Here is a 13,170-nt window from a genome sequence, read left to right as displayed (position 1 = left end):
ACACTCGTCCGGTGGGGTTTTGCGCCGACCGCGCCCGACGGCGCTGGCGGCCATCACGGCGGTCAGGCCGGCCGCGAGGCCACCTCCGCCCGTGGCCGGGAGGTCGCTGCCCGCGCCCGGGGCCCCGTCTCGGGGCGCCCCGCCGGGGTCGGGCCCGTCCGCGGGTGGCTCGCTCGCGTCACGGCGGACGCGGGCGTCGATCTCGTAGACCCAGTTGGGTCCCCGAGCTCGCCGAGGGTGTAGTAGGGGTACAGGCCGAGGTACTCGCCCCGCGACCGCTCCGACCACGCGCGTGCCTCCGGTGTGGACGACTTGTAGAAGTTCACCATGTAGCCGCCCTCGAACAGCCGCACGATCGTGTACCCGCCCGGGTACTCCTTCACGGCGCCGCCTTCGAAGTAGGGCACGTCGCCGGTCTCGGTCGAGGTGGTTCGCAGGTTGCGGTGGGTGTGGCCGTTGTAGACACCGGCGAAGTTGTCGCGGTCGGCCAGCGCCGCCCGGAATCCGGAGGCCTGGTCCGGCCGGACGCCGAAGACCACCGGTGGGACCGCGAACACGGTGGCGCGGTCGCCGACCGGGTGGTGGAACAGCGGGATCGTCGCTTCGCCAGCGTCGAGGTGGGCCGCGAGGAAGTCGATCTGCTCGTCGGGCATCTGTCCCGCGCCGGTCGCGATGTCGTTGGAGTCGAGTCCGACGAACCGGTAGCGGTGCGTGTCGGTCCCGAACGAGACCGCGAACCGTGTGGTGCCCGGCACGAACGACGCGGCGAAGGTGTCGCGGTAGCAGTCGTACAGCTCGGGGCGCCCCTCGACCGGGGAGCAGTCGGCGTACTCCGGCCCGGCGTGGGCACGGTCGTGGTTGCCGCGGGTCACGAAGTAGGTCGGGGCGCTGCCGGCAGCCACCAGCCGGACACCATCCGGCCCCTGCTCGCCGCGGCCGAGGGTGCCGAAGCCGTCGAGAAGACGCCGGGCGTTGCCGACCTGGGCGGGGTCGGCGCTGCCCGTGACGTCGCCGTTGGCGAGCAGCAACGTCGCACCTCGTGCCGCGGCCTCCGCGGTCATGGCCTCGGTCATGAAGCGCCAGTACGGGTTGTCGGGGTCGGCGGCGAACCCGGGCGGGAAGCCCCCACCGGGGAGCCGGTCGTCGCTGTAGGCGAGACCCGATACGGACTCGCCGACGTGCAGGTCGTTGACCCAGGCGATGCGGCCGATCTCAGCTCCCGGCGGCGGCACGAGGGTCGTGAACAGGCCACCGTTCGAGGTGTCCACGTCGGTAGGGGACAGCACCGCGCCCGCGGGCGAGATGGTGGTCCGCAGCGCAGGCACGCCGTTGGACTCCGCCACGAAGATGTAGGTCGTCCCGGGTGTCAGGCCGGTCAGCTCGACGTAGTGGTACGGGGTGGGATCGTGGGACTCGACCTCCGCGAGGGTCCCCGAGGCCTGCGAGCCCAGCAGTACCCGTCCCGGCGCGGCTACGGGGGCGGGGCGGCCGAACTCGTCGGGCTGTGTCGGGTCGCCGGTGAACCAGGTCAGGATCGCGGAGGTGTCGGTGACCGTCACCAGTTCCAGGTGCATCGGGACGGCGAAGCCGGTCTGTGCCTCGGCCGCGAGCGACCACCCCTCGAGCCCCACCTTGGCGAACGGGAAGGTCGCCGCGACCATCGCCCCGTACTTGAGCAACTGTCGCCGAGTGAGCGACTCGCACACGGGTCGGCCCTCTCGTCGCGCCCCGACGGGAAGCTACTGGCGGGGGACCACGACAGCCGCGAGCCGGTCGACGGCGGCCCGCGCGCCCCCGAGCAGCTGCTGCATCGACAGCACGCGCGCGTGCAGCAGGTGCAGGTCGTGCTCCCACGTCACCCCGATCCCGCCGTGCACCTGGATGGCGCGCTCGGTGACCCGTGGTAGCGCCTCCGCAGCCTGGGCGACGGCTACCGCGACGTCGTGACGTGCCACCTCCGGGTCCGCCTGATCGACGGCCCACGCCGCCCGGAGCAGACCCGCGCGCGTGAGCTCGAGGTCGACCAGCATGTCGGCACAGAGGTGCTGCACCGCCTGGAACGCCCCGATCGGCTGGCCGAACTGTTCCCGGACGCGTGCGTACTCCACCGTCATCGTCATGGCGGCCTCGCCTGCCCCGAGGCCGTCGGCGACCAGCGCGGCGTCGCGCCTCAGGATCGCGCGCTCCGCCGCGTCGGGTTCGAGCGCGAGCGCCCGCGCCGCGGCGCCGTCGAGGTCGATGTCCCCCAGGTAGCGGGTGGGGTCGGAGCCGCGGCGGGGCGCGATCGTCACCCCGCGCTCGGTCGCCGGGACGAGCCACGCGTGCGGCTCCGCCACGGCGATGAGGACGTCCGCGACCATCGCTCCGAGGACCCCGCGCACGGAACCGGACAGCGTCCCGCCGGTCGGGGTCGCGTCCGGCTCGACCCCGCCGTCCACGACCACTGCGATGGTGTCACCCGCCCCGACGGCGGCCGCGACCTCCTCCTCGCCGAGGCTTACCGCGTGGACGGCGGCCGCGATCCAGGGCGTGGGGTCGGCGACCCCTCCGAGCTCCTCGGCCGCCAGAGCTGCCTCGACCATCCCCAGGCCGAGACCACCCTGGTCCTCGGCGACCAGCAGCGAGGTGGTCCCGAGCTCGATCAGGCCACGCCACCGGTCGCGGTCGAGCGCGCCGCCTTCGTGGACCGCGCGGGCCGGGCGGAGGTCGCCGTCGAGCGAGCGGCGCACGGTGTCGCGGAGAGCCACCTGGTCCTCGGTCAGCTCCAGGTCCAAGCCGTCAACCTCCTGCTCGCGTTGTCCGTGTACCGCTCTGCTCGGTCATGACCGACAGAACCGGTACACGGACGGGTCAGCCGGTCATCCGGTAGGTCGTCGGGCTCGACGCGGTGTTCACCTCGACCTCGCCGATGCGCTCCAGGTGGCGCAGGTGCGCGACGACCTCGGCGAGCGCGGCGCGGCGCATCATGAAGTGGATCTCCGACCAATCGCGGCTCCAGGTCATGCGCTCGCTGATGTCCCAGCCGGTGAGCGCCCCGCCCTCACCCAGGATCGCGCGCAGTTCGTGGAGCCGGTCCTCGTGGTGGGCCAGAAGTTCGTCGATCCTCCCGGCGAGATCGGGGAAGCGGTGCTCGTGGGCCGGGAACCCTTCCGCGGAAGCGTGGCCGTCGCGGAGCCGGCGCAGCGAGACGAGGTAGTCCCCGAGGTGGTCGGCGTCGTCGAGGTCGGGGTGCATCAGCCCGATGTGCGGCGAGATGCGTGGCAGCACGCAGTCGCCCGTGAGCACCACGTCCTCCGCAGTCACGACGAAGCACGTGTGACCCGGGGTGTGGCCGGGGGTGTGGATGGCCCGCACGTCCCAGCCTGGCACGTCCACCTGCTCCCCGTCCGCGATGAGCCGGTTGGGCAGCGTCGGTGCGGGCGGTCGGTGATCGATCATCTCGTCCGCGGGTGGCAGCGACGCGAGCGCGTCCTCGCCCGCCCCGGCGTCCAGCAGGTAGTGCGCGGTCATCAGGATCCAGTCGTCGCCGCTCTCACGGCGCCGTGTGACCACCTCGGCGTCGTCGGCGTGCATGGCGATCCACGCCCCCGACGCCGCCTGCACGCGCCCCGATAGGCCATGGTGGTCCGGGTGGTGGTGGGTCACGAGGACCCCGTACACGTCGGCCAGATCGAAGCCGGCCTCGGCGATCCGCTTGGTCAGGTAGGCGAAGCTGGCGTCGTCGTCCCAGCCGGTGTCGACCAGGACCGGTCCCTGATCGCTGTCGAACAGGTACACGAGCGTGTAGCCGAGGGGGTTGTCAGGGATCGGGACCGGCAGACTCCATATGCCGGGCCGTACCTTCTCGGCGGGAGGAAGTTGCGGCAACGGCCTTCACCTCTCGGTCGTGCTACCGGCCTCCGGCCTACTTGAGCACTGTCGGTCGTGCTACCGGCCTCCGGCCTACTTGAGCAGTCGCTGTCAGACCTCGGAGGCGGTCGGGGTACGGTAGCCAGCATGCGACTGGGGTACGACGCCGACACCGAGGCGTTCCGCGCGCAGCTGCGCGCGTGGATCGCCGAGCACCGCCCCGACCCCGAGGCGATGGCCGCGACGCCGCGCCAGTCGAGCGCCCACCTCCCGGACTGGGCGCGGGCCTGGCAGCGTTCGCTGTTCGACGCCGGATGGCTCGTCCCCGGCTGGCCGCCCGAGCTCGGCGGGCGCGACGCGGCCCCCACCCAGCAGATGGTGTACTTCGAGGAGTTCGCTCGTACCGACCTCGCGCGGTCGTACAACCCGCAGGGTCTTGGCATCATCGCCCCGTCCCTGTACGACTTCGGTGACGAGGACATGAAGCAGCGCTTCCTGCTGCCGACGCTGCGCGCCGACGTGAGCTGGTGCGTGGGGATGTCGGAGCCCGATGCCGGCAGTGACCTCGCCTCACTCCGGACCACCGCCGTGCTGCGCGACGACGGCTCGTTCGTCGTGAACGGACAGAAGGTCTGGACCAGCGGGGCACACCACGCCGATCACTGTCTCGCGTTCGTGCGCACCGATCCCGAGGCGCCCAAGCACAAGGGCATCAGCACGCTCATCATCGACATGGACACGCCCGGGATCACGTGCCGACCGCTGCCCGAGCTCACCGATCCCGACCACGCCGACTTCAACGAGGTCTTCTTCGAGGACGTCGACGTGCCGGCCGACCGACTGCTCGGGGGCCTGCACCAAGGGTGGGCCATGGCCGTTGGTTCGCTCGGTCACGAGCGGGCCATGCTGTGGGTCATGCAGGCCGCGAACATCGAGCGCAACCTCTCGCGCCTGCAGGATGAGCTCGACCAAGTCCGACCCGATGGATCGCGGCTCTCCGAGGATCCGCGCTGGGCCGACACCCTCGCGCAGCTGCACATCGACAGCCAGGCGCTGTGGCTCCTCGGGTACAAGGGCTTCGCGAAGGCGGCCAAGGGCGAACTCGCCCCCGAGCACCTCATCCTCAAGCTCTACGGCTCCGAGCTGGAGCAGCGGCTGTACCAGGCCGGGGTCGACGCGCTCGGCGCCGACGCGCTCGACGTGTCGGACGACGAGGGCGGGGTGAACTACGGGCGGGGCGCGTGGGAACTGCAGTACCTGCGCTCGTTCGCGCAGACGATCGCCGGCGGGACGTCGGAGATCCAGCGCAACATCATCGCGGAACGGGTGCTCGGGTTGCCCCGCGAACGGTAGGACCGGCCGGAGGTGATCCGTGGAACTCGATGAGGAACGCGTCGCGGAGATGTCGACGCCGGAGTGGGAGAAGGTCCGGACGGCGCTCCACGACGGGGATCTCGAGGCGGCCGAGGCGCACCTCGACACCGCCGTCGAGCGGTGGCGGCGGCTGCAGGACTACTCCATCTCGTGGATCGCCCAGCTGCTGTCGTTCGTGGGGCGCCGCCTCGGCGAGCCGGCGGTCGAGGAGGCGCTGCGGGAGTTCGGCGACGACTACATCCGGCCGCGGAACTTCGGTGAGGTCGACTGGAACGCCCTGCCGGCGCGCACCCGCGCCCGCGCTATCGCCTCGATGATGGTCGCCAACTTCGGCACCGTGGACGTGAACGAGGACGCAGAGAAGATCACCCTGTCGTTCCGCTGCGGCACCGGCGGTCGCCTGATCGACGAGCGCCGCTACGAGGGCGACGGAGCGCTGCTGACGCTCACCGAGCGCGCCCCACGCACCTTCGACCGCGACGCGCTCCCCGTCTACTGCGCCCACTGCTCGGTCAACAACGAGATGCAGGCGATCGAAGCGACCGGGTACCCCGTCACGGTCGAGCACCCGCCCACCGCGCCTGGCGAGCCGTGCGTCCACCACGTCTACAAGGACCTCGAGGCCATCCCGGAGGACGCCTACCGCCGCATCGGGCAGGTCCCCCCTCGCGACTGACGCCGAACCGGCGACGTCGGAGGGGGCGGCCGAAGCCTCCCGTGCGAGTAGGCCGACCCGGGCACGAGGTCCCGCTGGCGCGAGGTCCCGCGGTCGCGACCGGGCGCGGCCGGGATGTCGCCCTGGCCGTTCGTCGGCGCGCGTTCCACCTCCGCCGCCCTCCAGCAGCGCATCCTCGTCTCGGCGACCCGATCCCGGAGGGGCTGGTGCCCGAGCTACCGGACGTCGAAGCCCATCGTCGCCTCGCCGCACGGCACGCCTGCGGGCACGAGGTCGAGGCGGTCCGGGTCCCCGACGGGGAGATCCTCGAGGGAACCACGCCCCAGGGTCTAGGCCGGTCGTTGGTGGGGCGCACGATCACCGCGGCTCGTCGACACGGCAAGTGGCTCGTGCTCGAGCTGGACGGTCCCCGACTGGCGGTGCACTTCCGCATGACGGGTGCGCTGGACTGGCACGACGACGAACCCGATGGTCAGGCGGCCGTGGCGCTGGGGTTCGGTCGCGGGTGGCTGGCGTACCGCACGGAGCGGCGGCTCGGCCGGGTGCACTACCTGCGGTCAGCCGAGGCGCTCTCGGACGTAACCGGTCCGCTCGGACCGGACGCCCTCGACGTAGACCGCGACGAGCTCGGTCGCCTGCTCGAGGGTCGCCGCGGTGGCCTGAAGTCCGCCCTGATGGACCAGACCTTCATCGCGGGGCTCGGGAACGAGCTGGTCGACGACATCCTCTTCCGTGCCGGACTCCACCCCCGTAGCGACGCGGATCTCGACGAGGCCGACACCGACGAGCTGTACCGCGCGATGCGCGACGTGCTCCGCCGGTCGGTGCGTGCCGGCCACGTTCCGTCGGGTCCGACGTGGATCAACAGCCAGCGTGGCAGCGACGAACCGACGTGCCCCAACGGCGACGGCGCGTTGGCGCGCGCAACCGTCGCGGGACGCACGACCTACTGGTGCCCGCGGGAGCAGCGGCGTTAACCCCTGGGACGGTCCGGGTTCCGTCGGGGTCAGGACAGGAGCGGGACGACGTCGGCGGCGAACGCTTCCACGGAGGGAGCTAGTCCGAAGTCGTGGAACTGGATGATGAAGCGCTCGACGCCAGCGGCGAGGTCGGCGCGCAGACCTTCGGCGACGGTCCACGGTGAGCCGATCGTGAGACCTCCCCACCCCTCGAAGCGTCGTCGCGCGGTGGCTTCGACCGTGGCCACGTCGTCACCCCGGCGTGCGAGCGCGATGGGACGCTGGATCGAGATGCGAGCGTCACCGGCGAGGGGACGGAGTTCGTCGAGCCGATCCGCGGCGTAGCTGGGGCAGTTCCACCAGTCCGCGAAGTCACGCACCAGGGGCATGGTGAGCGTGGGGCCCGCGCCCCCGACCGTGATGGGAACGCGTGCCTGCACGGGCGTTGGGCGCTGGAGCGCCCCACGGAGCCGGAGGTGCTCGCCCTCGTGATCCACCGTCTCGCCCGCGAGGAGGCGTGTCACGACGGTGAGGCTCTCCCGCAGCCGCGCCGCTCGTTGCTCGCCCGGGGCGTCGGTGATGCCGAAGCGCCGCAGCTCATCCGGCACCGAGCCCCAGCCGAGTCCGAGCTCCACCCGGCCGCCGCTGATGTGGTCGACGGTCGCGATCTGCTTGCTCAGAACGGCGGGATGACGCATGGCGTCCGCGAGGACGAGGTGGCCGATGCGGATCCGTTCGGTCCGTGCCGCCACCGCGGCGGCGAGGGTCCAGGCCTCCAGCACGTCCGCGTCGGGGAGCAGAGGCGCGGCGAGGTGATCCATGAACCACACGGTGTGGAACCCCGCCTGTTCCGCGACCCGGACCCGTTCGAGGATCGTCGCGAAGTCCATGTGGACCTGCGGCAGGTACAGGTCGAACAGCGGTGCGGTCACGGTCGCCCCTACGCTCGCCCAGGGTCCTGGACGCTAGGCGGGGAGGCGGGAGCGTGGCGCGGGTCGACGTCGACGGCAGCATCGCCGTCCTCTCCGGTGGGTCGTCCGGCATCGGGCGTCACCTGGCCGTGGCGCTCGCCCGGCGGGGCGCCACGGTCGTGGTCGTGGCGCGCCGCGCGGACCGGCTGGCCGAGGTCAGCGACGAGTTGCGCTCGCACAGCCGGGCGAGTCGGCACGCCGTCTGCGACGTCTCCGATCGGTCCGCGTGGACCGGCCTCCTCGCTGACGTCGAGGAGGATCACGGGCGCATCGACCTGCTGCTCAACGTGACCGCGATCGAGCGACGGCTGGAGGCCATCGACGCCACGGTCGCCGACTACCGCGAGGTCATGGAGGTCAACTACCTCGCTGCCGTCGCGGGGACGCTCGCGGTCCTGCCGGGCATGCGACAGCGACGTCGAGGCCACATCGTGAACGTCTCGTCGGACTCGGCCCGCGCCCCGACCGTCGCGACCTCGAGCTACGCCGCATCCAAGGCGGCGCTGTCGGCCTTCACCGAGGCGGTGGCCCTCGAGCACCACGGGACCGGTGTCCACCTCCACGTGCTCTACCCCGGCTGGGTGCCGACGCCGATGGGACTGGAGGCGGTGGAGGCAGGGATGCCGATGCCGCCGAGGCTGGTCCGGCGGACACCCGATCAGGTCGTCGACGCCGTGCTCGACGGACTGGGAGGACCGGTGGATATCAACCTCGCCCGAGCGGCGCTCGCCGCTCCCCTCGTGAAGGCGATCGCGCCGCGACTGCACCGACGCATGCTGCTGCGTCAGTCGGGACGCTCGTGACCGATCAGACCACACCCCCCAGGCCGGCAACGCCGGCCCCTCCCCCCTCAAAGGGGGAGGCATGACCGATCAGACCACACCCCCCAGGCCGGCAACGCCGGCCCCTCCCCCCTCAAAGGGGGAGGCATGACCGCGATGGTGCCGGGCGCTCCTGATCTCGACGGTCGCGTGGTCATCGTGACCGGCGCGGGGCGCGGCATCGGCCGCGGCATCGCCGAGCACGTCGCGTCGCGGGGCGCCAGGGTCGTCATCGCGGAGTGGCGCGAGGTGCGCTGCCACGAGGCCGCCACCGCGGTGAACGACGCCGGCGGTGAGGCCATCGGCGTCGTCACGGACGTGATGGACCGCGACAGCATCGGGGCGATGGTCGCGCGTGCTGTGGAGGAGTGGGGCCGCATCGACGCACTGGTGAACAACGCGCACACGTTCACGCCGAACCGCTCGTTGCTGGAGACCACGCCGGAGGAGCTCGACACCCACGTGCGCTCGGCGGCCCTGGGATCGCTGTGGTGCATGCAGGCGGTCCACCCGCACATGGCCGCTGCGGGGTGGGGGCGGATCGTCAACTTCGTCTCGGCCGCGGGGATCCGTGGCATGCCCGGCTACGGCGCCTACAACGTGGCGAAGGAGGGTGTGCGCGCCCTCACCCGCACGGCCGCTCGCGAGTGGGGTCGCGACGGGATCGTCGTCAACGCCGTCGCCCCGGCCGCCGCCAGCGAGCGAGGGGCTCGTGCCGCCGCCGAGGAGACCGACGCCTACCGCGAGTTCCTCCGAGACCACCCGATCGGCCGTCAGGGCGATCCGCGCGACGACATCGCTCCCGTCGTGGCGTTCCTCTGCAGCGACGCCTGTCGCTACCTCACCGGGCAGACCTTCATGGTGGACGGCGGGGCGTTCATCCACGGGTGACCCGCAACGGTGAGGGGAGCACGCATCCCCGGTCGCGGGGTCCCATGCTCCCCTTGGCGGTGGAACCGTGCGGAGGGCTGACCACCCACCCGTACGGGATCAGCTCCCATCGGGAAACGCGTCGGCGTGCGCGCGGAGGCTCGAGCGCAGGTTCTCGACGAGGTTGTCGAACCGCGTGTCCGAGGGGTCGGCCTCTCCGAGCTGCATCGCCAGTTGCTCGAGGTCCTCTACGTCGCCGGTCGCGGAACCATCATCCGGCGTCGCGTCCCGGCCCTCGGCCTCGATGTGGCGCCGGATCGCAGCCGCGAAGTCCCGGGCGAACTCCTGCCGTTCGGCGTCGGTCCCGGCCGGTCGGTACGAGTCGAGCATCGAACCGAGTTCCTCGTGCGTGTAGGTCGCGGACATGCTCATCCTCCTCCTTGGTGAGCCTGCCGTCGGACCGTCGGGCATGACGTGCGCTCACGGGACCGGCCGGGATGGACCGACGAGCGTGGCACCGTCCCGCTCCGGTCGAAGACAGTGGCCGGAGGGCCAAGGGGCGCCCCCGGCCGACCGGCCGGGGCGTCGGTCAGACGCTGGGAGGCCGGTCGCGCTTCATCGAGCCGCGTGCGGACTCGGCCTTCTGCTGGAAGCGCACCAAGCCCCGTCGCATCGGCCGTTGGAGGAGGGGGTAGAGGGCGCCGACGAGGCCGTAGTGGCGCGGGACGGTGAGGTGGACCGTCTCGTGCTCGATGACGTCGATGATGGCGTCGGCGACGAGGGACGGGGCATAGAGCTTGCCTTCGTAGGCGGCCTCCTCCTCGTCCTTGTCCCAGATCTCGGTCGCGATCGGTCCGGGGCTGACGACCCCGACGTGCACACCGCTGTCCGCGAGGTCCACCGCCGCGGTGTGGGTGAACATGCTGATCGCGGCCTTCGAGGCGGCGTACGCGGACTCGCGCGGGTTGGGCACGTACCCGGCGACGGAGGTCACGTTCACGATGCAACCCTCGTCGCGCTCGACCATCTGCGGCAGCACCGACAAGGTCAGGTAGACCGTGCCGAGGTAGTTGATGCGCATCACGCGCTCGACCTCGTCGATGGTCTGCTCCGCGACGTGGCGGCGCATCGACACGCCGGCGTTGTTGACGAGGATGTCGACCCGGCCGAACCGTTCGGTCGCGTCCGCGATGACGCGCTCGCACGTCGCGCGGTCGGAGACGTCGCCAGGAGACGCCACCGAGTCCGGGGCGTGGGTCCGACACGCGTCCACCACACGTTGGAGCTGCTCCTCGCGACGGGCGACCCCGACCACCCGCGCGCCGCGACGAGCGAGCGCCAGCGCGGTCGCCTCCCCGATCCCCGACGACGCCCCGGTCACGACCGCGACCGCACCTGCAACGTGCACCGCCCACCTCCGGCGTCGGGAGCCCGTGAGAACCCTGACTATCATGTCAGGGTTCGCCGCGGGAGGAAGCCGTGCAGATCCGTGAGGCCGTCATCGTTGACGCCGTGCGCACCCCGATCGGCAAGCGTGACGGCGTGCTCTCCGGCTGGCACCCCGCCGATCTGCTCGCGCACACCCTCAACGCACTGCTCGACCGCACCGGTGCTGATCCGGAGCGCATCGACGACGTCATCGGTGGCTGCGTCAGCCAGGTCGGCGAGCAGGGCTGCAACGTCACCCGCAACGCCTGGGTCTCCGCCGGTCTGCCGTGGTCGGTCCCCGCCACGAGCGTCGACCGCCAGTGCGGCTCCAGTCAGCAGGCGCTGCACTTCGCGGCGCAGGGCGTGATGGCCGGGACCTACGACCTCGCCATCGCGTGCGGGGTCGAGTCGATGAGCCGCATCGGGATGGGCAGCAACGCGCGGGGCGGGGTGGGGCCCTTCAGCCAGGACTTCCTCGCTGCCACCGACGGACAGCTCAAGAGCCAGTTCGAGGTCGCGCAACACATCGCCAAGGACTGGGGCGTGTCGCGCGAGGACATGGACGCGCTGGCGATGGAGTCGCACCGCCGCGCGGCGGAGGCCACCGCCGCGGGCCTGTTCGCCAACGAGATCGTCCCTACGCCCCGCAAGGACCCCGACGGGAACCGCACCGATGAGGTCATCACGGCTGACGAGGGCATCCGCCGCGACACCACGATGGACACGCTGGCCAACCTGCGCCCGGCGACCCACTGGGATCCCGATCTCGCGCCCGACATCACGGCGGGCAACTCCAGCCAGATCAGCGACGGGGCGGCGGCGATGCTCGTCGCCGACCGCGCCACCGCCGAAGCGTTGGGCCTGCCGGTCCGAGCCGTCATCCGGCACCTGACCGTCGCCGCGGACGATGCCGTGTGGGTGCTCACCGCCCCGAACCCCGCCACACGCAAGCTGCTCGAACGCTCCGGCATGACGGTGGACCAGTTCGACGCCATCGAGGTCAACGAGGCGTTCGCCTCGATCGCGCTGATGTGGGCGCGCGAGTTCGAGCCGGATCCCGAGCGTCTGAACCCTCGGGGCGGGGCGATCGCTCTGGGACACCCGCTCGGAGCGAGCGGCGTCCGCCTGATGACGACGCTGCTGAACCAACTCGAGGCCACCGAAGGGCGCTACGGCTTCCAGACGATGTGCGAGGGCGGTGGCCAGGCCAACGCGACGGTCATCGAACGCGTCGCCTGACCGATCGGCGCTGTCCGAACATCCCGACCACCCGTACCCGACGCCGAGGAGCCCCCGTGGCGATCCGCTACGAGACGCACGACGACGGCCACATCGTCCTCATCACGATCGACCGTGCGGACCACCGCAACTCGCTCGACGCCGAGCACTTCCACCACCTCGCCCAGTCGTGGCGACGGTTCCGTGACGACGAGCAGGCCTGGGTCGCGATCATCACGGGCGTGGGTGACACGTTCTGCACCGGCGCCGACCTCAAGAACTTCATCCCCAAGGTGACTGCTGCGCAGCGCGAGATCGCGCAGGGGATGGTGACCGAGATCGACGGCTTCCCGCTGACCGACTCCACCTTCGCCGTGCTCCGCGACGTCGAGATGTACAAGCCGATCATCGCCGCCATCAACGGCTTCTGCGTCGCGGGCGGGATGGAGATGCTCGGGGGCATCGACATCCGCGTCGCTGCCGAGAACGCGAGCATGGGCGTGTTCGAGCCGCGGCAGGGCCTGTTCGCCGGCGGTGGGACGACCGTCCGGCTCCCGCGCCAGATCAGCTACCCGCACGCGATGGAGGTGCTTCTGACCGCCGACCCCATCCCGGCGCTCCGCGCGTACGAGATGGGGCTGGTCAACGAGGTGTGCGCCCCGGACGACCTGCTCGACCGGGCGTTCGACTGGGCCCGGCGCATCGCCAAGAACGCGCCGATCGCCGTCCAGGCGACCAAGGAGTCGGTCCTCCGGGGTCTGGCGGTGGACATGGCGGAGGCGTACGGCATCGAGATGAAGCTCAGCTACCGGGTGTTCACCAGCGAGGACGCCAAGGAAGGCCCCCGCGCCTTCGCGGAGAAGCGCCCCCCCAACTGGCAGGCCCGGTAACCGAGCGCGTGCATCTCGGCCCGGTAGCCGGTGGTCGACCTGCACCCACTGGGCAGGAAGTCGCCCTACCGACGTCGTAGTCCATCCCGTGGACCCCCAGCCGCAGGATCGCCC

13 protein-coding genes are annotated in these 13,170 nt (G+C 71.5%); 7 read left to right on the top strand and 6 right to left on the bottom strand.

Translation table 11 applies throughout. The features are described 5' to 3' along the window. Nucleotides 1-62: 62 nt before the first annotated feature. From KY469_05555 to KY469_05545, 3 genes are all read right to left on the bottom strand, one after another. Nucleotides 63-1,706 carry a metallophosphoesterase family protein gene (locus KY469_05555; protein MBW3662550.1) on the bottom strand — a complete coding sequence of 548 codons (1,644 nt, stop codon included), beginning with the start codon at nucleotides 1,704-1,706 and terminating at the stop codon, nucleotides 63-65. A 33-nt stretch (nucleotides 1,707-1,739) separates the two neighbouring features. Beyond that, nucleotides 1,740-2,774 carry an acyl-CoA/acyl-ACP dehydrogenase gene (locus KY469_05550; protein ID MBW3662549.1) on the bottom strand — a complete coding sequence of 345 codons (1,035 nt, stop codon included), beginning with the start codon at nucleotides 2,772-2,774 and terminating at the stop codon, nucleotides 1,740-1,742. A gap of 76 nt (nucleotides 2,775-2,850) precedes the next feature. Further along, nucleotides 2,851-3,867, bottom strand: coding sequence for an MBL fold metallo-hydrolase (locus KY469_05545; protein MBW3662548.1), 1,017 nt, complete (start codon nucleotides 3,865-3,867; stop codon nucleotides 2,851-2,853). A gap of 129 nt (nucleotides 3,868-3,996) precedes the next feature. On the opposite strand from KY469_05545, the gene KY469_05540 reads away from it, so the two are divergent. The 3 genes from KY469_05540 to KY469_05530 all read left to right on the top strand — a co-directional run bounded on the left by KY469_05540 (nucleotide 3,997) and on the right by KY469_05530 (nucleotide 6,876). Next, nucleotides 3,997-5,202, top strand: a complete 1,206-nt coding sequence (locus KY469_05540) for an acyl-CoA dehydrogenase family protein (GenBank protein MBW3662547.1) — start codon at nucleotides 3,997-3,999, stop codon at nucleotides 5,200-5,202. A 19-nt stretch (nucleotides 5,203-5,221) separates the two neighbouring features. After that, entirely contained in the window at nucleotides 5,222-5,899 is a 678-nt protein-coding gene (locus KY469_05535) for a hypothetical protein (protein MBW3662546.1), read from the top strand. Between the two features lie 206 nt (nucleotides 5,900-6,105). Beyond that, complete coding sequence (locus KY469_05530) at nucleotides 6,106-6,876, top strand: Fpg/Nei family DNA glycosylase (protein MBW3662545.1); 771 nt, start codon at nucleotides 6,106-6,108, stop codon at nucleotides 6,874-6,876. 29 nt (nucleotides 6,877-6,905) lie between these two features. Here the strand turns inward: KY469_05530 and KY469_05525 are convergent, their stop codons facing one another. Then, nucleotides 6,906-7,790 (bottom strand): LLM class flavin-dependent oxidoreductase, encoded by an 885-nt coding sequence (locus tag KY469_05525; protein ID MBW3662544.1) that lies wholly within the window; start codon nucleotides 7,788-7,790, stop codon nucleotides 6,906-6,908. A 53-nt stretch (nucleotides 7,791-7,843) separates the two neighbouring features. Between KY469_05525 and KY469_05520 the strand changes: the two genes are divergently transcribed. Together KY469_05520 and KY469_05515 are read left to right on the top strand one after the other, a co-directional pair. After that, entirely contained in the window at nucleotides 7,844-8,632 is a 789-nt protein-coding gene (locus tag KY469_05520) for an SDR family oxidoreductase (protein MBW3662543.1), read from the top strand. Nucleotides 8,633-8,767: 135 nt separating this feature from the next. Further along, a complete protein-coding gene (locus KY469_05515; GenBank protein MBW3662542.1) occupies nucleotides 8,768-9,541 on the top strand; it encodes a glucose 1-dehydrogenase in 774 nt (257 codons plus the stop codon). 99 nt (nucleotides 9,542-9,640) lie between these two features. Here the strand turns inward: KY469_05515 and KY469_05510 are convergent, their stop codons facing one another. Beyond that, nucleotides 9,641-9,946: a hypothetical protein gene (locus KY469_05510; GenBank protein MBW3662541.1), complete on the bottom strand. Its 306-nt coding sequence runs from the start codon at nucleotides 9,944-9,946 to the stop codon at nucleotides 9,641-9,643. 163 nt (nucleotides 9,947-10,109) lie between these two features. Then, complete coding sequence (locus KY469_05505) at nucleotides 10,110-10,928, bottom strand: SDR family NAD(P)-dependent oxidoreductase (GenBank protein ID MBW3662540.1); 819 nt, start codon at nucleotides 10,926-10,928, stop codon at nucleotides 10,110-10,112. Between the two features lie 77 nt (nucleotides 10,929-11,005). Here KY469_05505 and KY469_05500 point away from each other — a divergent pair, with 77 nt between their 5' ends. Both KY469_05500 and KY469_05495 read left to right on the top strand, forming a co-directional pair. Beyond that, nucleotides 11,006-12,187 carry a thiolase family protein gene (locus KY469_05500; protein MBW3662539.1) on the top strand — a complete coding sequence of 394 codons (1,182 nt, stop codon included), beginning with the start codon at nucleotides 11,006-11,008 and terminating at the stop codon, nucleotides 12,185-12,187. Nucleotides 12,188-12,249: 62 nt separating this feature from the next. Next, nucleotides 12,250-13,056, top strand: a complete 807-nt coding sequence (locus KY469_05495; protein ID MBW3662538.1) for an enoyl-CoA hydratase/isomerase family protein — start codon at nucleotides 12,250-12,252, stop codon at nucleotides 13,054-13,056. The last annotated feature ends 114 nt before the right edge of the window (nucleotides 13,057-13,170 follow it).

The organism is Actinomycetota bacterium (assembly GCA_019347575.1).
GTDB lineage: Bacteria > Actinomycetota > Nitriliruptoria > Nitriliruptorales > Nitriliruptoraceae > JAHWKY01.
Note: the sequence above shows the minus strand (reverse complement) of the source record. Positions and strands in the feature narration are given on the sequence as shown.